Origin of the sequence: Martinezella tropici (assembly GCF_003287875.1) — a bacterium.
Classification (GTDB): domain Bacteria; phylum Pseudomonadota; class Alphaproteobacteria; order Rhizobiales; family Rhizobiaceae; genus Rhizobium; species Rhizobium tropici_C.
The window spans coordinates 94378-113463 of sequence record NZ_QMKK01000035.1 but is presented as its reverse complement, the minus strand read 5'-3'; the positions used below and the strand labels follow the sequence as shown (position 1 = coordinate 113463).

The 19086-nt window shown below is 58.9% G+C and carries 14 protein-coding genes and 1 pseudogene; 9 read left to right on the top strand and 6 right to left on the bottom strand.

Annotated features, from left to right (window positions below):
• The first annotated feature begins 39 nt into the window (after positions 1 to 39).
• From DQ393_RS13820 to DQ393_RS13800, 5 genes are read left to right on the top strand one after another with little or no spacing between them, the layout of a single operon-like run.
• Positions 40 to 546, top strand: a complete 507-nt coding sequence (locus DQ393_RS13820; RefSeq protein WP_112342341.1) for a ubiquinone biosynthesis methyltransferase UbiE — start codon at positions 40 to 42, stop codon at positions 544 to 546.
• Positions 543 to 1718 (top strand): class I SAM-dependent methyltransferase, encoded by a 1176-nt coding sequence (locus DQ393_RS13815; RefSeq protein ID WP_112342340.1) that lies wholly within the window; start codon positions 543 to 545, stop codon positions 1716 to 1718. The genes DQ393_RS13820 and DQ393_RS13815 overlap by 4 nt, the downstream gene beginning before the upstream one ends.
• Complete coding sequence (locus tag DQ393_RS13810; protein ID WP_112342339.1) at positions 1715 to 4075, top strand: SpoIIE family protein phosphatase; 2361 nt, start codon at positions 1715 to 1717, stop codon at positions 4073 to 4075. The genes DQ393_RS13815 and DQ393_RS13810 overlap by 4 nt, the downstream gene beginning before the upstream one ends.
• 4 nt (positions 4076 to 4079) lie before the next feature.
• Positions 4080 to 4628 carry a slr1658 superfamily regulator gene (locus DQ393_RS13805; protein WP_112342338.1) on the top strand — a complete coding sequence of 183 codons (549 nt, stop codon included), beginning with the start codon at positions 4080 to 4082 and terminating at the stop codon, positions 4626 to 4628.
• A gap of 24 nt (positions 4629 to 4652) precedes the next feature.
• Entirely contained in the window at positions 4653 to 4991 is a 339-nt protein-coding gene (locus DQ393_RS13800; RefSeq protein ID WP_112342337.1) for a slr1659 superfamily regulator, read from the top strand.
• 138 nt (positions 4992 to 5129) lie between these two features.
• Here DQ393_RS13800 and DQ393_RS13795 read toward each other — a convergent pair.
• The 4 genes and pseudogenes from DQ393_RS13795 to DQ393_RS13780 all read right to left on the bottom strand — a co-directional run bounded on the left by DQ393_RS13795 (position 5130) and on the right by DQ393_RS13780 (position 11172).
• Positions 5130 to 7123 (bottom strand): annotated as a pseudogene (locus DQ393_RS13795) (glycosyltransferase).
• The gene (locus DQ393_RS13790; protein WP_112342496.1) at positions 7105 to 8337 is read right to left on the bottom strand and encodes an HlyD family secretion protein; all 1233 of its coding nucleotides are present in this window, start codon (positions 8335 to 8337) and stop codon (positions 7105 to 7107) included. The pseudogene DQ393_RS13795 and the gene DQ393_RS13790 overlap by 19 nt, the downstream one beginning before the upstream one ends.
• A gap of 250 nt (positions 8338 to 8587) precedes the next feature.
• Positions 8588 to 10030 carry a M81 family metallopeptidase gene (locus tag DQ393_RS13785; protein WP_112342336.1) on the bottom strand — a complete coding sequence of 481 codons (1443 nt, stop codon included), beginning with the start codon at positions 10028 to 10030 and terminating at the stop codon, positions 8588 to 8590.
• An 8-nt stretch (positions 10031 to 10038) separates the two neighbouring features.
• A complete protein-coding gene (locus tag DQ393_RS13780; protein WP_112342335.1) occupies positions 10039 to 11172 on the bottom strand; it encodes an ROK family transcriptional regulator in 1134 nt (377 codons plus the stop codon).
• A 365-nt stretch (positions 11173 to 11537) separates the two neighbouring features.
• Between DQ393_RS13780 and DQ393_RS13775 the strand changes: the two genes are divergently transcribed.
• Positions 11538 to 13037: an MDR family MFS transporter gene (locus tag DQ393_RS13775; protein ID WP_112342334.1), complete on the top strand. Its 1500-nt coding sequence runs from the start codon at positions 11538 to 11540 to the stop codon at positions 13035 to 13037.
• A gap of 6 nt (positions 13038 to 13043) precedes the next feature.
• On the opposite strand, the gene DQ393_RS13770 is transcribed toward DQ393_RS13775, so the two are convergent.
• Positions 13044 to 13838: a FadR/GntR family transcriptional regulator gene (locus DQ393_RS13770; protein ID WP_112342333.1), complete on the bottom strand. Its 795-nt coding sequence runs from the start codon at positions 13836 to 13838 to the stop codon at positions 13044 to 13046.
• A 474-nt stretch (positions 13839 to 14312) separates the two neighbouring features.
• Here DQ393_RS13770 and DQ393_RS13765 point away from each other — a divergent pair, with 474 nt between their 5' ends.
• Positions 14313 to 15713 (top strand): DHA2 family efflux MFS transporter permease subunit, encoded by a 1401-nt coding sequence (locus DQ393_RS13765; RefSeq protein ID WP_245430351.1) that lies wholly within the window; start codon positions 14313 to 14315, stop codon positions 15711 to 15713.
• Positions 15714 to 15735: 22 nt separating this feature from the next.
• On the opposite strand, the gene DQ393_RS33420 is transcribed toward DQ393_RS13765, so the two are convergent.
• Positions 15736 to 15876 carry a hypothetical protein gene (locus DQ393_RS33420; protein ID WP_162943969.1) on the bottom strand — a complete coding sequence of 47 codons (141 nt, stop codon included), beginning with the start codon at positions 15874 to 15876 and terminating at the stop codon, positions 15736 to 15738.
• A gap of 248 nt (positions 15877 to 16124) precedes the next feature.
• Between DQ393_RS33420 and DQ393_RS13760 the strand changes: the two genes are divergently transcribed.
• Together DQ393_RS13760 and DQ393_RS13755 are read left to right on the top strand one after the other, a co-directional pair.
• Positions 16125 to 17171 carry an NAD(P)-dependent alcohol dehydrogenase gene (locus tag DQ393_RS13760; protein ID WP_112342332.1) on the top strand — a complete coding sequence of 349 codons (1047 nt, stop codon included), beginning with the start codon at positions 16125 to 16127 and terminating at the stop codon, positions 17169 to 17171.
• Positions 17172 to 17343: 172 nt separating this feature from the next.
• On the top strand, positions 17344 to 19086 hold the full coding sequence (locus tag DQ393_RS13755; RefSeq protein ID WP_112342331.1) for a cation:proton antiporter: 1743 nt from the start codon (positions 17344 to 17346) through the stop codon (positions 19084 to 19086).

The window sequence follows — 19086 nt, the reverse complement described above, 5'->3', positions numbered from 1 at the left end:
TCCGAAGCGCATTTCATTCGGGAGTTTCTCGAGAGTACCATGGAGAGGCAAGTGGACGCGGCTTTCAAGCCATTGCTTGAACTGGAAATGGAGATGGCGACCCTGGTGGCGGACTGGTCGCATTGCGATCAATGCGCCGCTTATCTGGCCCACATGGTCAGCCACGATCGCCACGATTCCATCCGCCATGCCAATCTGCTTTCGGCAGCTCTGAATGAGCTCTTCGAGATGTCCTTCCACACCAGGGAGAGCGACGGTGTTCTTCGCTGTCGTTTCTATCGAAATGGCACGATCGAACGGATCGAATTGACCTTTCCCTGCTCGGCCGAGCAACGCAATTCATATGAGACAATCGTCGAGCGCATTGGAAACGGCCTGGCGTTGGCAAACTATCTCGATGTCATCACCGATGACGCTGCGCGCGCTGAGCACGCGATCCTTCTCGGCCTTGCCGTCAACTACGATGCAGACATCGAACTGTCCGCTCAGGATACAGGAATGATGACTTTCGTGGTGGATCTCGCGCTTGAGAGGCTACTCAATTGAGCAATCTCTCCTCTGCACGTTTCACGGCGCAATTCGACGTCAATAATCAGGAATTCTCCCTGGCAGGGGTTCTCAGGCCGCGTTCGGTTGCGGAGCTTGCCGATGATCTCGCGCTGCTGCGCGACGGCATCGAGAGGGTGAACGGCGTCTGCTATGTCAATCTGAAGCGTGTCACCCATATGAACAACACGGCGTTCCGCGCCCTGACACATGTCCTCCTCGATGCCACGCGATCGAGGCCCGATCTCAAACTGACGGTCGTCGCTTCGAGCGTCGTTGCATGGGCATCGCGACTGTTTCGCCATTTGAGCGATCTGTCGCCCAATATCACCGTCGAGATCTATGATTCCGCCTTCTATCCCGGGCAGACATTCGTAGAGGACCAGAGCTTCATACCGATCCTTCGCACGCAGACGAAAATGACGTGGCGGCACGAGCGCGAGATACTGCCGCGGCATGGTCTTCGCGAAGGCTTGCATATCGCCGACATCTGTTGCGGCATCGGCGATTTCGCCATGCTGCTGCGAAAGGATTTCAAGCCGGCGCGGATCGTGGCTCTCGACCATTCGGTGCCCAGCCTGGAATATGCCCGCAAGGTGGCGGACGACTTCGGCGTCCAGGATATCGAATATACCTATGGCGATGCATCCCAGATGCTGTTCGACAGCGACCAGTTCGATTTCGTGACCTGCAGGCACTCATTGCAGATATTCGACCGCCCGGATGTTTTGCTGCGGGAGCTCTATCGCATATGCAAGCCGGGCGGCAGGGTCTACATCACCAACGAGAAGAACTCCCATTGTCTTGGCGAACCCAGAGCCGACAGCATCCAATGGACCTATAACGAGGTCGCGAAGCTGTTCGCCCATTTCGATATGGATGTCGAAATGGGTCCCAAGGGTCGCCGCATGCTGTTGGATGCCGGCTTCAAGGATGTGCGGATGGAAAGCTTCATGGTTACCAATCTCGACGGCGACCCACAGGACTTCGCCGACATCATCACGGCGTGGCAGAATGTCTATGCCGATGAAATGGCGGTCAGAAGAGGAGATTCGGCCGCATTCATCGAGCGATTCAAGCAAGGTTTCGCCGATCATATTTTTGCCGCGCTCCATCCAAGAGGCTATGCCGGCTGGCCGATCTGGGCTTCATCGGGACAGAAACCGCTATGACAGACACGCCAATTGTCAAGCAACGGCTCGGGCTGCGTTCATTTCGTGCCAAGTTTCTGCTCGTCGTCGGGGGGGCGGTTCTGTTCGACCTCTTGGTCAGCGGTGGCCTTGCGCTTTGGAACGTGCAGCGCCTTTCGCGCAACGCCACGACCGAGGTAGGACAGGGCCTGGAAAAGGCGAGCCAGGATTACATTCGCTCTTATGCGGATTCCACCGCCGCAGAAGTCGGTCTGCTGATCGACCAGGTCCATTCCGATGTGAAGGCGTTGGCAGGCGTGCTTCAGGGACAGATCGACGATCCGGCGAGAAGTGTCGATGTCGGTGCCGCCATGAGCAGAGCTTCTCCAGGCGCCGTAACGGTGACCTACGATCCGGTTGGCCAGTGGTCGCAAAACCCACCCGGCACGCCCTCGGTTATCAGCGTCTGGGGTTATCTGCTCGACAAGGATCATCATCCTCTGCCCCAGGTGCAGGCAGACATAGAATGGAGCGCGGTGCTCGATCTGGTTGCCCCTTCCTTGCTGCATAACGGCGCATCGAAGCTACAGATGTACTATATCGGCCCGAGGGAGCGTCCGATTTTCCGGACTGCGCCCTATACGACGCAGGCACAGACCTTCGACAAACTTTATCCCGGACACAATAGCGCAGACTTCTGGACCTTCTTTTTTCCGGGCCTCTACGAATCCTGGCAGCAATGGGCCTCCAACCCATCATCGCGCCCGGTTGCCGATTACATCACCCAGACAGCCCCCTATACCGACGCCATCACCGGCAAGCTGATCGTCAGCTTTTTTCATCCGCTCTGGACCCCGGATCGGCATCGTTTGGCCGGTGCCGCCGGCGCCGATATCACGCTCACGCAACTTGCCGAAATCGTTGAACACGTCAAAGTCGCCCAAACCGGCTTCGGCTTCCTTGCCATGTCGAACGGAAACGTCGTCGCAATCAACCCGGTGGGCGAAAAGGTCATCGGCTTGCGCGCCGCCAGCGATGCTGCCGCCAAGGGAGTTACCGGCCTCGACCGGTCCTTGCGCAACAGCATGCAAACGGCCATCACCAAGCTGCCGCTCGACGCCGATGGTGTGATCCAGCACATCAGCCTTCGCGAACAGGGAGAGGACGTTCCCTATCTCGTGGTTGTCAAGCAATTGCCCCCGACCAATCTTTGGGTGGACGGACCCGTGCAACGCGAGGTCATGTCGCTGGGAATAGTGGTGCCGGAGCGCGAGATCTATGCCTCGCTCATTGCCGCCAAGGACGAGATATCGCGGGCGACCAACCGCATCCTGCTCTATCAGATCATGGCGGTCCTGGTGTCCCTGATCATCGTCACGGCGGCGGTGTTTGCTGCCTCGAAGCGTGTCACCAGCGGCATCAGCGCGCTGGCGAGCGCCGCCAAGCGCATACAAGCGAAGGATTATTCGGTCAGGGTCGATATCTCGACCAGGGACGAGGTGGCGGAGGCCGGCATCGCATTCAACCGGATGGCGGAGGATATCAGTTTCCACACGGAAAACCTCGAAAACCTCGTTTCGGAGCGAACCAAGGAGATTGAAGCGGCCAAGGAAGAGATTTCAGCTCTCAACAGCCAATTGAAGAACGAAAACCTGCGGCTGGCTGCGGAGCTCAATGTCGCCAGGCAGATCCAGCTTATGGTCCTGCCGCGGGCCAAGGAGCTGACGGCCAACAAGCATCTGGAGATCGCCGCCTATATGCGCCCGGCCGACGAAGTCGGCGGCGACTATTATGATGTTCTGCAAAATGGAAACAACCTGAAGATCGGCATCGGCGACGTGACCGGCCACGGGCTGGAGAGCGGCGTGCTGATGCTGATGGTGCAATCGATCGCTCGCGCCCTGCAGGAGGCAGGCGAGATGGATCCGGCAAAATTCCTGACCGATCTCAACCGTGCAATCTTCAAGAACATCGAACGGACACGAACCGACAAGCATCTAACCTTGTCGTTCCTCGACTACGACGGCGAGAAACTGACGATATCCGGTCAGCACGAAGACATGATCATCATTCGCCGGGACGGCAAGGTGGAGCGGATAGACACGGGCGATCTCGGTCTTCCGGTCGGCCTTGAGCTCGACATAGCTCCCTTTATCGACACGCGACAAGTGCCCTTCGAGAAAGGCGACATGGTTATCCTGCATACCGACGGCGTCACCGAAGCGGAGAATTCAAAGGGCGAGCTGTTCGGCTTCGATAGGCTTTTGGAGGATGCGCGCCGCCTGCATGGCGGGACTGCGGAAGAAGTCGTCGAGGGCATACTCGACGATTTGATGGCCTACATCGGGACCCACAAGATCCATGACGATATTACCCTCGTGGTGATGCGGCACAGGTGAGGAGATGGCAACGGCAACTTTCGGCAGGGAAGATCTGTTTTCGTTCGACGCCGCCAATGCTCTACGTATCCGTCTGTTCGACGGTCCGCTGCATTTGGCGTGGCGCCATTCGGCCATCACGTCCGATTTTATCGCGGAGACGATGGCGCTTGGTTTCCGCGCTTCCGAGCGCCAATACAAGACGGTGCGACACGACATCGGTTACCTGACCAACGAGCTCATCGAAAATTCCATCAAGTTCCGCGCTTCCGGCGAAATCCTTATCGAGGCATTGCTGGATACCCATCATTTCAAGATGCGGATCGTGAACCTGATCGACCGTGAAGCGACTGCCCGCTTCCAACAACTGTTGCAGAAGGTAACGGCCGGTGATCCCGGTGATCTCCTTATAGAACAGATCGAAGCAAGCGTTCTTGCAGGAAGCGATGCGTCCGGGTTAGGACTGTTGACACTGATGAGCGACTACCAGGCTCAATTGGCCTGGCATTTTGATGAGCATGGTCCGCACAAGCAGATCAAGCTGGAAACCTATGCCGCGATGGCGATTTCATAGACGTGAACCCGCGAGAGGCCCTTTATGGAAATCAAAGAAGAAGCATTCCGCGTCTGGTCCGAAGGCAGTACCTTGTATTTCGACGGGACCATGCGCATGGCGGGTCCTGACGCCTACGCGCCTGTCTATGATCTGGCCAGGGAGATTCTTTACGGAGGCAGCGGCAAAGCGACTTTCGATCTGACTGGTCTACAGTTTTTGAATTCATCGGGTATCAATCTGCTGGCTAAGCTGACGATCGAAGCACGCAAGAATCCGGATATTCACCTCACCATATGCGGCTCGTCGCAAATCCCCTGGCAGATGAAATCCCTGCCAAATCTCAAGAAGCTCCACCCTCATGTGGATTTGCGTTTGACGTAACAATGCCGCTCATTTCGGCACGACCGCCGTCGAGATGGCGAAAGACCGCAGGCCCGCTCACTCTTTGAGTATTCATGTAGACGGGTAGAATATTGGTCCGTATCACCGCTCAAATCAGGTCGGGGAGGCAACGCTGCTTTAAGATGTGCGTACCCGGCCGAAGGAGCGCAGCAGAAGATTGATCGACACGGCGACCTTGTCGATGTCGGGAATGTCCTGCGAATAGTCGCCCGTGTAGAGCTTCACGATCATTTTGTCTCGAATAGGGCCATGAAGATCAAAGTGAAGGTGGAGATAGTATGCTTGCCTGTCGCCGCCACGGCTCATGCTCCTGCGTCGCTGCGTGACCTGCCTCAACTCCGCCCTGAAAGGCGCAAAGCCTTCAAGGTGCAAGAAGACCGATTTCGACTCGAATTGCGAGTCCGCCGGCACCGCGACGACCGCCTTGTCCAGCGCCAGGCTGACCAGCCGGCCGGAAATGTCGTCTACTGCGGCCGGCTCGTCCAATTTAAAGGCATGGAACAGTCGCTGGGGCTTCTCGAAGCAAATGAGAGAGGCGATGAGCAAAACGACGATATTAATGCCTGCCCAAAAGGCCGCGATCGGCGAAAATTCAGCCTGGGTTTGCGTGGTCTCAGGGACGAGATCGATCAGTAGCCCGAGGGCGGTGATCGTGATCAAGGCTGCAATCCAGGAAAACGTATACCGATCAAATTGGTTTGCCTGGTTGCCGCTGCCCTTGGGCGTCACCCTGAAAGGCTTGCCGAATGGCCGTATCAGGCTCGACACGACGGTCGGCAGCATTCGAAACGTCGCAAAGGTCCCGACGGCGCTTGAGATTATCGGCAAATATCGCGTTGGCGTTATCCAAAGCATGAGAAGGAAATAGGCAGTCAGCAGCGGAACTTGATAGGAGACATAGTCGGCTACATCCGTGAAATAAAGCGGCAGCAGTCCGAACCAGAGATAAGCAATCGGGATGACCAGAATCATCAAGCGCACCAGATACTGCACCAACCAAGAAGCCGGCAGGAACATGATACGTTGGAAGAGTGATAGTCCCGGGCCGCGCAGAGGGCCATTGTGCAGGAAAAGCGTCTGAATGCCCCCTGGCACCAGCGCTCGCGCTGAACGAAATAGCCCGTCAGATTTTCCGCTGCGAGTCCCATGGACAGACGTTCGTTCAAATAGCGCGTCTTGTAACCCTTGTTGAGCATGGAAAGCGTGGTCAGCAGATCCTCTGTGATGGACTCCGTCGGAAAGCCGCCGATCGCGTCGATTGCGCTGCGTCGTGCGATCGAACATGAGCCACAGCAGAAGCTGACGTCCCACCCATCCCGACTGGGCGCCATTTCGTCGAAGAACAGGCGCTGTTCATCCGGCCAGATGTTCTCAAGCCCCAGATTCGTCTGCACCGGGTCCGCATTGAAAAAATGCTGAGGTGTCTGGACGATCCCAATTGTTTCATCGGAAAAGAAGGGCAATGTCCGACGAAGAAAGTGCCGGTAGGGCACGAAGTCGGCATCGAATACGGCAATGAATTCACCCGAACTGACTTGCAGGCCATTGTTCATGTTGCCGGCTTTGGCATGCGCGTTGTTGCTGCGCGTAACGTGAATGGCGTTTTTCTGTTCGCAAAAGGTTTTCAGCCAATCGCGGCGCTGGTCGTCGAGGACATAGACCTTGAGTTTGTCAGCGGGGTAATCGAGCGACAAAGCGCCTACGATTGTTCTCTCCAGAACGTCGAGCGGCTCATTATAGGTGGGAATGAAGACGTCAACGGTCGGCAGTTCGCGTTTCTCACGGGCAAAAAAGATAGCGCCCAGCCCGTCCGCCTCGACGCTTCGGTTGACGTAGCGGCTCATGAGCAAAAGGAAGAGCACAACGTCGGCGAAGGCTAACATCTCAACGATGAAAACGAGCCAGACCCAAAAGAAATTGATCCCGTCATTGGGATAGGGAAGGACGGTTTGAGTTAAGCGCCAAAGCATGTAGCGCAGTGCGACAACTGCGACGAAGCCGCAGGTGATCGTCCTGGTCCAACTATGATGGCGTGACCAATTGAATGGCCCCAGGAGAAAGAAAGCCATTACGAGAAAGGTCGGAGCGAGGGCTAGAAGATACTGAACCACAGGTTCTTGACCCAGTTCGAAAGACCGATCCCGCGCTTGGGAAACCGGACCTGGACTGTTCGTCCTACTTGGCAGAAATTCTCGAAATCGCCGTTCATGATGGATGGTTCTAGGCGAACTCGAATACGAGCATTGCGTTGTGATGAAATCGGCAGGCTGGCTGCAAACGAGTCGGTTTCCATAGCTGCCGAACTGCCTTTCACGGAAGTGACCGTGCCCTTGAAAACATCGCTGCGTCCAAGTAGGCGAACTTGTGCGGTCAGCCCGGGATAGATCTCGTCATAATCCACTTCGGGCACGAGAATGTCGACAAACAGTTCCCGACAATCCAGTATTCGCATGAGCTCATTGTTGAGGATGACATTGGAGCCGTTGACGACGCTTCTGCTCCAAACGACACCGTCGAACGGTGCCGTCGCCGTCTCGGACTCAAGGCTGCTGACGCGGATGCCCTCCTCGGTCAGCTGCTTTTCGACCTCTGCGGCTCGTGTTTCATTTTCGGCTATGCGCGAGTTCAAATCGCTGATGTGGACGATGACCTCGTCCTGGCGCTGCTGGGAGTACGGGACGTCATTTTGACCATCTCCGAACACAAAGATTCCCTGTCGAACCGCGTTCAGCCGTTGTTGCAATTGATCGACGGTCAGATTGCTCACTTCGACCTCACCGATGGTTGCCGCGCCCGCGGCACGGGCCGCATCGACCATCCTTTCGGTAAGAATGCCCTTGGAGGCGAGATCTTTGCGGCGGTCGAGATCCACCTGTGCGGCGAAATCCTGTGCCTGTGAAACCTCCACTCTCTTTCTGAGGATCTCAACTTCACGTTCGAGGTTCGAAATCGTGGCCTGCTTGAAGATCGCCAAGCGATTGCTCAGTTGTTCGCGAAGCTGCGAGAGGTCGTCGCGCTCCTTCTTCAGGGCAATCACACGGTCGTGGGCGGTGTTGCGCTCTGCTTCAAGTGAAGCCAGAACCGCGCGGTTCACGCGCGGGTTGCTGATTTCCACGAGGTTTTGACCGGCTTTGACGGGTGTGCCGACTTTGACGGGCTCACCTGAGATCACGCCATCTATGGGCGCATTGACGAGAGCCAGCCGAGCATTGACGGTGCCGTCACGACTTGTATAGCCGGTGATTGCCGGCAGGGAGACGACAATTGCAAGCGCCAACAGCAGCAGGCCGACGACAACACGGGTTATGCGATGATTCCAAATCATGTCAGCATACAAGAGGATCGGGTTAACGGAAGCGGCCACCGAGCTGATGTCGGCAAAATACAACTAAATCTTGCGTAATTTAGCGCGGCGAAATTTAGCAGGCAAGAGGTAACCTTCGACTTGCGTTAACGAAAAGGCGCAATGGCCGTCGATCTCGATCTTCGGGCCGGTTGGAAGGTTTGTGGCTGATGTCCGCTTCCGCCGTTTGGCGCCGGTCTTCCGAGTGATCCGTGGCGCTTCCCTAGGCTTTTCAACGACGAAGGGCGCGCGCCGAAAGAGCCGTTTCGGGTGTGAAGTCGAAATCCTTGTCGAAGGGGTAGGTCGGCTTCTGCTTGCGCAGGCGCGGCAGGCGCTCGACGAACTGGTCGACGACACCGGGCGACAGCGCCATCAGATTCGGATTGGCGATCGGCGCCAGTTCCGGCGAGAGGTAGCCGGATTTGACGACGATGATCTTCGCCTTGTACGGATCGAGCTCAAGACGGGTGAAGTCGGCAATATTGTGATAGGGACGGCGCTTGGCCGACAGGACGAGGTCTATGCCGCCGATGGAAACCACGGCTTGCATGTCGCTCGCTTCGGTCGTCTCCAGCAGATACTTAACGGTGAAGCGGCCTTTCACCGGCTTGCTGCCCTTCGTGTCGAGCGATGCGCCGACAGAAAGATCGAGCGTGGCGCCGAGGCCGGCGGCGTAGCAGGTTTCTGTCGCCGCCTTGTCGGCAATGCCGGCGAAGATGACGCCTTGCGCTCCCTTGGCAATCAGCTCCGCCAGCACGTCGGCGCGGTCGCCGACCCCGCCGCCCGTCGGATTGTCGCCGGATTCCGCCAGAACCACGGGCGCGGTCGTGCTCGCAATCGCTCTTGCGACACATTCCTCGATCGAGCCGGTCTCCGAGCCGAAAACGAAATCTTTGCGCACATCCCAATAGGCCTGCGCTAGGCGCTTTGCCTCGCGCTCGAGAACGGCGCGATCCGTGCCGGTCATGATGGCGGCGGCCGTCGCGCGTGGCTCGTCTGCCCAGACATAGCCGACCATCAAAGACGCATCCCAGACGCCGTCGATGGCATCGATACCGGGCAGCATGTCGTAAAGGCCCTTGGCAGGTTCATCGACGGTGCTGGTGCGCTCGCCCGGCAGCACGACGGGGATCGGTGCCCACAACAGGATCGGCTTGACGCCGGTCCTCAGGCTTTCCGTCAGCATCTTGACGGCGCGGCGCATGGTTTCCTCGACATCGATATGCGGCGCCGTGCGATAGGTGGAATACATGTCGAGCGCGTCGATGATGCGCTGGGTGACATTGCCGTGCAGGTCGTAGCTCGCCGAGACCATGCAATCGTCGCCGACGACGGCGCGGGCGGCATTGATCCAGTCGCCTTCGGCATCTTCCATGCCCTCGACATACATGGCGCCGTGCATGGCGAGATAGAGCCCATCAAGCGGCAGCAACGCTTTCAGCCTTTCCAGGAATTCCCCCTTGAAGGCCTCGTAGGTGTGGCGCGCGACCGGGCCGCCGGCAATGGCTCTGGCATGGATGGTCGGCAGGAATTCGCCGTCGTAATCCCTAAGAAAGGCGAAGTAGGGCGCTGCCGTCAGCTCCGCGCCGCGCAGGACGCGAAAGTCCTTCTCTTCGTTCAGGACCGGATTGTAGGTGCTGCATTCGATATGAATGCCTCCGACGGCGATGCGCATGGGGAACCTCAATAGGGAGTGGGACCAATCAGGAAATTATGGGCGGCGATGCTGGCAGCACCCCGCGCCCAGACATCGCCATCGACGCGATGCGTGCGGATCGGCGTCTGGCCGGCATAGCGCGGCAGGACATTGGCTTCGGCTGCCTGCCGCATGACGGTGCCGAGCAGGCCATCGAACCGCCCCTCGACGTGGGTGATCAAGATAAGGCCGGGGTCGTTGAACTGGATCAGATGGGCAATCGCCAGTCCAAGCGCGCTGCCGGCCCGATGCAGGATGCGGATCGCCGCAGCATTGCCGATGGACGCTTCCGTCTCGAGATCATTGAGAGAATGGCAGGCAAGACCCTCCGCCTTCGCCATTTCCTTGATCGCCTTCAGAGAGGCCACGGTGTCCAGGCAGCCGCGCTTGCCGCAACGGCAGGGCGAACCGTTGGGTTCTATGGTGCAATGGGCAATCTCGCCGGCGCCGCCATGATTGCCGCGATAGAGTTTTCCGCCGACGAAATGGGCGCAGCCAATGCCGTCGTCGAAGGAAACGACGCTGAAATTCTGCACGTCGCGGGCGCTGCCGAACAGCTTCTCGCTGACGGCGACCGCCTTGGCGTCGTTCTCGATGAAGGTGTCGATGCCGGTCTTCTGCCTGATGATGCCGGCAAGCGGCACGTCCTGCCATCCGAGCAGCGTGGATTTGACGCAATTTGCCTGCTTCTCGTCGACGAAGCCGGAGAGTGCCACGCCGAGACCGGAAAGCTTGCGGTCGGCGTCTTCTCGTTCTGCGAGCAGTTTCGGCAGCGTATCGGCGATCATCTCGGCGATGGCATCGGGGTCGCGGGACAATGGCATGGTCTGACGCGCGATGATATTGCCGTTGAAATCGCTGAGCACCAGGGGTGCCGGATCTTCCAGCAGCGAAATCCCGACGAAGAAGGCGCCCTCCGGATGCAGATCCAAAAGGATCGACGGGCGGCCCTGACCGTAGATGGTTTCCGTCTCCCGCAGGACGCCAAGGGAAATCAGATCGCGCGCGATTCCGCTCATGGCGGCTTTGCTCAAGCCCATGGATGCCGCCAAAACCGTGCGGCTCAAAGGACCTGACTGGCCGATGACCCGCAAGAGCTGCTGCTGGGAAGAGGTGAGCAATTCCGCGCTCCGTTGGAATTTCGGTTGGCACTGCCGCAGATAAGTTCAAAAAATGAACAAAGCTGCAGAAGTTAATTCATTAAGGCGCAATTATGTGATATCGTCAATGGCTGCAGTAGTGCAGTTGGATCCGATGTTCCGAGACTTCAGGCAGCTGCGCCAGTCAAGAAGCGAACGCGCCGGCGTTTAGCCAGTTGACATCGACCGGCATCAATATGCAAAGCTTATTATAACGATTCCGCGGGCCCCGTCCTCCAATCGTCCTTGTCCCTAGACTTCGATCCCAACAGCTAAGCGCTCGATCATGGCCTTAATCGCGGCCTGTGCGTCTTCGACATCGGGTGCAGCAGTCAGAAAGGAATGCCATGTCCAGCACGGTCGATCGCTCGAGACGCCCGTTGGTCATTGTCTCGATCATGCTCGCGACCTTCATGGTCGCTGTGGAGGCGACAATCGTCGCGACTGCCATGCCGCGTATCGTCGGCCAGCTCGGCGGCTTCACCTATTACAGCTGGGTCTTTTCCGCCTTTCTCCTGGCGCAGTCCACCACGACGGTCATCTATGGTAAGCTCTCCGACATTTTCGGCCGTAAGCCCATGCTCGTCTGCGGCATCCTCATCTTTCTGCTGGGATCGACGCTTGCAGGCTTTGCCTGGTCGATGGCCTCGCTCATCGTCTTCAGGCTGCTGCAGGGGCTTGGTGCGGGTGCCATTCAGCCCGTAACCATGACGGTCGTGGGCGATCTCTACAAGCTGGAAGAGCGTGCGAAGGTGCAGGGTGCGCTTGCCAGCGTCTGGGCGATCTCCGCTGTCATCGGCCCGCTTGCCGGCGGCATCATTGTCGACAACCTCTCCTGGGCCTGGATTTTCTGGATCAACCTGCCGCTTGGCGTACTCGCCATTGCCGGTTTCATGATCTTTCTGCATGAGTCCGTCACGCCGCGCGAAGCAAAGATCGACTATCTCGGCACGATCCTGTTTTCGATATCCATCGTGTCGCTGCTCGTGATCCTGACGGAGACCGATGCGGGCTTTGCCATTCTTTGTCCCCTTGCGATCGCCTTCGTCGTCTCCGGCGTCCTGTTCCTGCGGCAGGAGCGGCGCGCGCCTGAGCCGATCATCTCGATCGCTCTCTGGAGCCGGCGGCTGATTGCCACCAGCAATGCTGCCACCCTGCTTGCCGGCATGGCGCTCATCGGTCTGACCACGGTCCTGCCGATCTACGTTCAGGGCGTGCTCGGCCGTTCGCCGCTCGAGGCAGGTTTTACGCTCACCATGCTGATCGTCGGCTGGCCACTCGCCGTCATGCTTGCAAGCCGCTTCTTCCGCACCTTCGGTATCCGCACGACCTTGCGCGCCGGCAGTCTGATGTTTCCCTTCGGCTCGCTCTTCCTGCTGTTGCTGATGCCGGAAAGCAGTCCGCTGATTGCCGGCATCGGCTCGTTCCTGATGGGTTTCGGCATGGGCCTTATCAGCCTCACCAGCGTGGTGTTAGTGCAGGAAAGCGTCGAATGGTCGATGCGCGGCAGTGCCACCGCATCGATCATCTTCTCACGCAGTCTCGGCAACACGCTTGGCGCAACCGCGCTCGGTGCGATCATGAATATCGGTATCGCGCATTACGGCAGCGGTGAGCTGGCAGCGAAGCTCCACGATATCCTCAACCAGCCGACCGGCCTTTCCGATCTTGTCGGCGATCCCGCAATTCGGGGCGTCTTCAATGCCGCATTGCACTGGAGCTTCTGGGGCGTCGTCATCGTCGCCTTGACGACCTGCGCGACCATTTGGCTTATCCCGGTCACGCGTGACGCTGGTCGCGGATCGTCCGTCCCCAAGACGGATGCCCAGGATGCGATGACTCACTAACCCGCGTCAGAAGCCGTAGTCGCGGGCAAGCCAGGCATCCAGCAGGTTTCTCGATGCCTTGATTGCAGCATCCGTATCCTGCGCGACGATGGCGTCGAGGATGGCCTTGTGAAGGGGCAGGGCACGCTTTTGGCCTTCGGCTATGTCTTCCTGGCCGGAAAGAGTGCGGTTGGCGTAGATCCCGACGGCGATCAGGTCGATCAGCTGTGAATAGATCATATTGTGCGTGGCGGCGAAGATCGCCGTATGGAAGCGCAAGTCGGCATCGGCATTGCTATTGACGTCGCCGATGGTGGACGCCATCTCCTCGTAGGCGGAACTGATCGCGGCAATGTCGCTCTCGGTGCGGCGCAGAGCCGCACGGGCGGTGGCTTCCGGCTCGAGCGCCAGCCGCAAGTCCTTGATCGAGCGCATGATTTCGACCGATGGTCCGGTTTCGTAGTACCAGACCATGACGTCCGTATCGAGGTGATGCCAGTTGGAACGTTCCTTGACGCGCGTGCCGACGCGGGTCTTGATCTCCACCAACCCCTTGCCGGCAAGGCATTTCATCGCTTCGCGAATGACGGTGCGGCTGATGCCGAACTGTTCGACGAGGTCCGGTTCGTTCGGCAGCGTCGTGCCGACGGGATAGTCGCTGCGCACGATACGGCGGCCGAGCTCATGGACGAAATAGCCGAAGACGCCGCGCCGCGGGATCGTACCGTATTTTCGCACAAAGGCGTCGAAGGGCGATTGGGTTACGATCAGTTTTGACTCCGGCGTCGCCGGGGGGATCAATGCGTCGTGGCCATGTTTCATTATGGGGCTCTTGTTCCTTATTGATGCGCCGTTGCGAAGACACTCGTCAGCCTAGACCCATTGGGAGGCTTAAAACCGTGTCTCGGTTAGTTTGGGGCTGTTCCATATTGTTATGACGTTGATCCTGTAGTTCTCCCTGCGGCCTTCTTCCGACGAAAAACCCTAGCATGTCTTGCGCATGCATGCCTACTGGCGGCGGATTGATCGTTCCGTTCACCAACATGAACCTGCCGGCACGCCTCGCATGACGCGTGTTTGGATCGAGGGCGGTCGGCTTGCCGATCAAATTGCGCGCCCTTCGCTTCGCGAAACGTGATCGCCCAATCGATTGATGGGACGATTTCGGCCTATCGTAAACGTTCCCGAACCGGTTAAATGCATTCGGGTGCGAGGCGGATTCGGAGTGGCCGACAGATGAATGACATGTCCACGTGTGGGCACAGGGAGGAGCGACAAGAGACCGGGTCCCGGTCGTTGTTGATTGCATTGCTGGTGGCAGGCGCCTTCTTCATGGAAAATCTCGACGGCACCGTCATCGCGACTGCATTGCCACAGATGGCCGTTTCCTTCGGTGCCCGCCCCGTCGATCTCAATATCGGCATGAGTGCCTATCTGCTGACGCTTGGCGTCTTCATTCCGATCAGCGGCTGGATCAGCGATCGTTTCGGCGCCCGCCTTGTCTTCACGACGGCGGTCGTCGTCTTCACGCTCGCCTCGGTCCTGTGCGGCTTTGCCAATAGCGTCGGCTCCTTCGTCGCCATGCGCATTCTGCAGGGCATCGGCGGGGCGATGATGGTGCCGGTGGGCAGGCTGGTCGTTTTGAACAACACGCCGAAGGACAAGCTGATTTCGGCTATCGCAACGATCACCTGGCCGGCGCTGGTGGCGCCGATCCTCGGGCCGCCGCTCGGCGGCTTCATCACCGACCATGCAAGCTGGCGCTGGATCTTCTTCCTCAATCTGCCGCTCGGCATTCTCGCCTTTGTCTTTTCGCTCATGCTCATTCCCGAAACCAAGAGTACGGCGCGTCCGCCTTTCGATTGGATCGGCTTCATCGTCAGCGGCATTGGTCTGGCGAGCCTGATGTATGGGTTGGAGCTGATCGGGCGGCCGGAACCGCTATGGCTGGAGGCCTGGGCCTATGTGCTTGCAGGCTTCGTCCTGCTTGCCGTTGCCGTATTCCATTTTCTCCGGACGGAGCACCCGCTCATCGATCTCTCAGGAATGAAGCTGCCTACCTTCGCCATCACCATCTCAGGCGGATCGCTGTTCCGCACCGCGATCGGTGCGGTTCCCTTTCTGCTGCCGCTGATGCTTCAGGTCGGCTTCGGGCTCAGCGCCTTTCATGCCGGCATGCTGACGCTTGCCGTCTTTGCCGGCAATCTGGCGATGAAGCCGACAACAACGCCCATCCTGCGCCGCTTCGGTTTCAAGCCGGTCCTGATCGTCAACGGCATCCTCAATGCCATCTTCATCGCGGCCTGTGCGCTGTTTTCGCCCGATACGCCTCTCTGGTTCGTCGTGCCGGTGCTGTTCATCGGCGGCATGTGCCGGTCGATGCACTTCACCGCGCTGAATACGATCGCTTTTGCCGATATTCCGCCGCAGCAGATGACAGGCGCCAACACGCTGTTCAGCATGGCCTTTCAGCTGACCATGGGCATGGGCATCGCCGTCGGCGCCATCGGCATCCGCATCGGCCAGGCAATCAGCGCGCCGCTTGGTGCAAGCGGCATCGTTGCCATCGAATTCCGCCTGGCTTTCGTCATGCTGGGTATCATTGCGCTGCTAGCCGTACTGGACTGCCTGCCGCTGGACCGCAGGGCAGGTGACAATGTCTCGCGCAAGCCGAAAATGGCGAGGAAGGCGGCGTGACGATCATGTCTTTCCGAAGTGGTCAGTGCGGGTATTCGATGATGTTGTAGTGCAGCAATATCACGGGTATCGCCATCAGGATGATCAGAAGCATTGCGAAGCTTGCCGCACGCAGCATCTTCATCCGGCGGGCGCGCTGACCGGTCCAATCATATACTGTCATAATGAGCCCCTCCTTCTCCATTATTAGAAAGGCAAGAAATGGAACTCCAGTCAATATTGGCAATAGGGAGCTAAAAAATAAGGAATTCCTAATATTAATGCTGATGAACTGTTGCCTGCAGGAGGGCGGCGGAAGTTTATCGGCATCGCTTAAAGATCGTTTTATGACGTCAGCTCACACGATATAACGGACAAAGGTTTCGTCCCTGTGTCAGCGGGGCGTTGGTTGCTTGGAAAGAGGAAGAGGCGATGAGCAAGATGCGTGCCCTGGTTTTGGAGCGTCAGCATGAACTGTCGATCCGCGATATCGATCTGCCGCAGGAGGTTGGGCAAGGCGAGGTGAAGATCAAGATCCATACCGTCGGCGTCTGCGGATCCGACGTGCACTACTATACGCATGGCAAAATCGGCCCCTTCGTCGTCAACGCGCCGATGGTGCTCGGCCATGAAGCAGCGGGCACGGTGGTCGAAGTCGGTGCCGGCGTGACGCATCTGAAAGTCGGCGACCGGGTCTGTATGGAACCCGGCATTCCCGATGCGAATTCGAAGGCCAGCCGCCTCGGCATGTACAATGTCGATCCGGCCGTCACCTTCTGGGCGACACCGCCGATCCATGGCGTTCTCACACCCTTCGTCGTTCATCCGGCCAACTATACTTTCAAGCTGCCTGACAATGTCAGCTTTGCGGAAGGTGCGATGGTCGAGCCCTTCGCGGTGGGCATGCAGGCGGCGACCAAGGCCCGCATCACGCCCGGCGACACCGCCGTCGTGCTCGGTGCCGGTCCGATCGGCATCATGGTTGCGGTCGCAGCACTTGCCGGCGGCTGCGCGCGGGCGATCGTTGCCGATCTTGCCCAGCCAAAGCTCGATATCGCCGCTCAGTATCAGGGCGTCATCCCCGTCAACATTCGCGAGAACAACCTGGTGGAAGAGGTCAGCCGGCTCACGGACGGCTGGGGCGCCGATGTCGTCTTCGAATGCTCGGGTTCGCCGAAGGCCTGGGAAACCGTCATGGCACTGCCGCGTCCGGGCGGCGTCATCGTTGCCGTCGGCCTGCCGGTCAATCCGGTCGGCTTTGACGTTTCGACGGCTTCGACCAAGGAAATTCGCATCGAGACGATCTTCCGCTATGCGCATCAGTACGAACGTTCCATTGCGCTGATCGCATCCGGCCGCGTCGATCTGAAGCCGCTGATCTCGGAAACCTTTGTCTTCGAGGATTCCATCAAGGCCTTCGACCGAGCCGTCGAGGCACGGCCTACGGACGTCAAGTTGCAGATCGTTCTGGATCAGTAAGCTTCAGCTGTCACATCGCCTTGCCTTGAGCCTGATACCGGGTTCCGTGTATCGGCAAGGCGATGTTTTTCCTCAGTTGCATACGACCCGGTAGACGGCTCGGCAAAAGCGATGCTAGGTAGCCTTCAACAGAGGGAATAGGCTTTAACGCCGTGAAACGGGAAGGACCGCCGTGCCGCACGACGTTGCATTGATCGCATTGATTGCCGCCGGCTTCGTGTTCGCGGCCATTTTCGGCTATCTGGCCGACAGGCTGCATCTGCCGCCGCTGGTCGGCTATCTGGTGGCCGGTGTCATCATCGGCTCGTCGACACCGGGCTTTGTCGCCGATGTGTCGCTGGCGTCGCAGTTGGCCGAGATCGGCGTCATTCTGCTGATGTTCGGCGTTGGCCTGCACTTCTCCGCCGCCGACCTTCTGGCGGTGCGCGGCGTCGCCATTCCGGGCGCCATAGGACAGATCGCAATCGCGACGGTGCTGGGTGTCGGGTTGACGTCGCTATGGGGCTGGAGCGTCGGCGCCGGCGTGGTCTTCGGTCTCAGCCTTGCCGTTGCCAGTACCGTCGTGCTGTTGAAGGCGCTGGAAGAGCGCAATCTGGTCAGTTCGACCAATGGCCGCGTCGCTGTCGGCTGGCTGATCGTCGAAGATCTGGCCATGGTGCTGGCGCTCGTGCTGCTGCCTGCTTTTGCAGGCGTTCTGGGTGGTCACGCCGATGCAGGCGAACATGCCGCTTCCGGCTCGATCTGGCTGACGATCGGCATGACGCTCCTCAAGGTGGCCGCCTTCGCAGCCGTTGCGATCTTCATCGGGCCGCGCGTGGTGCCTTGGCTTTTGACCTCGGTTGCCCGCACAGGCTCGCGCGAGCTCTTCACGCTGTCGGTTCTGGCGATCGCGCTCGGCATTGCCTTCGGCGCTGCGGAAATCTTCGGCGTGTCGTTTGCGCTGGGTGCCTTCTTTGCCGGCCTCGTGATGAGTGAATCGCATCTCAGCCACAGGGCGGCAGCCGACTCCCTACCGTTGCAGAATGCCTTTTCGGTGCTGTTCTTCGTATCCGTCGGCATGCTTTTCGATCCCTCGGTCCTGATCCGCGAACCGCTGATGATCATCGGCGTGCTTGCGCTGATCATGCTGGGCAAATCGCTGATCGCCTTCGGCGTCGTGCTGTTGCTGCGCTATCCCGCCAGCATCGGCTTTGCCGTTGCGGCAGGTCTGGCACAGATCGGCGAATTCTCCTTCATTCTGGCGGGGCTCGGCGTTTCGCTGGGGTTGCTGACACGGGAAGGGCAGGATCTCATCCTTGCCGGCGCGATCCTGTCGATCACGCTCAATCCATTGGCCTTCTACGCCACGGAGAAGCTGGAAAAGTGGACCTTTGCCCGCTGGCCGTTCTTGGCAAATAAATACGGCATGGCCAAGCAGGACGGCCTGCGTCGTCAACTGACCGCGATCAACAAGCAGCGCGAGGAGCGCGATCGCCAGCATCATCTCGAAATCGAGCAGCTCATCGAAACTTTCCCGATGTTTGCCGAACTTGACGATAACGAGCATGAGGAGCTGCTGCTGCTCTTCCGGCCGCGATCGGCCTCGCCGGGTGACCGCGTCATTCGAACCGGGGATCGCGGCGACAGCATGTTCTTCATCGCCTCCGGCGCGGTCGAGGTGCAGCTGGAGGATGACGAGATCCGGCTCGGCGCCGGCTCCTTCTTCGGCGAAATGGCGCTACTGACCGGCGCACGCCGCACGGCCGACGTCGTCGCCGTCGATTTCTGTCAGCTCTTCGTGCTGGACCGCCGTGACTTCAATCTCTTCATGTCGCGTCATCCGCAATTGCGGGCCGCCGTCAGCCGCATGGCGCGCGAGCGGCAGGAGAGCAACGTGTCACGCCAGAGGCGCGACCTGTCGCAGGATGCAGGCTGA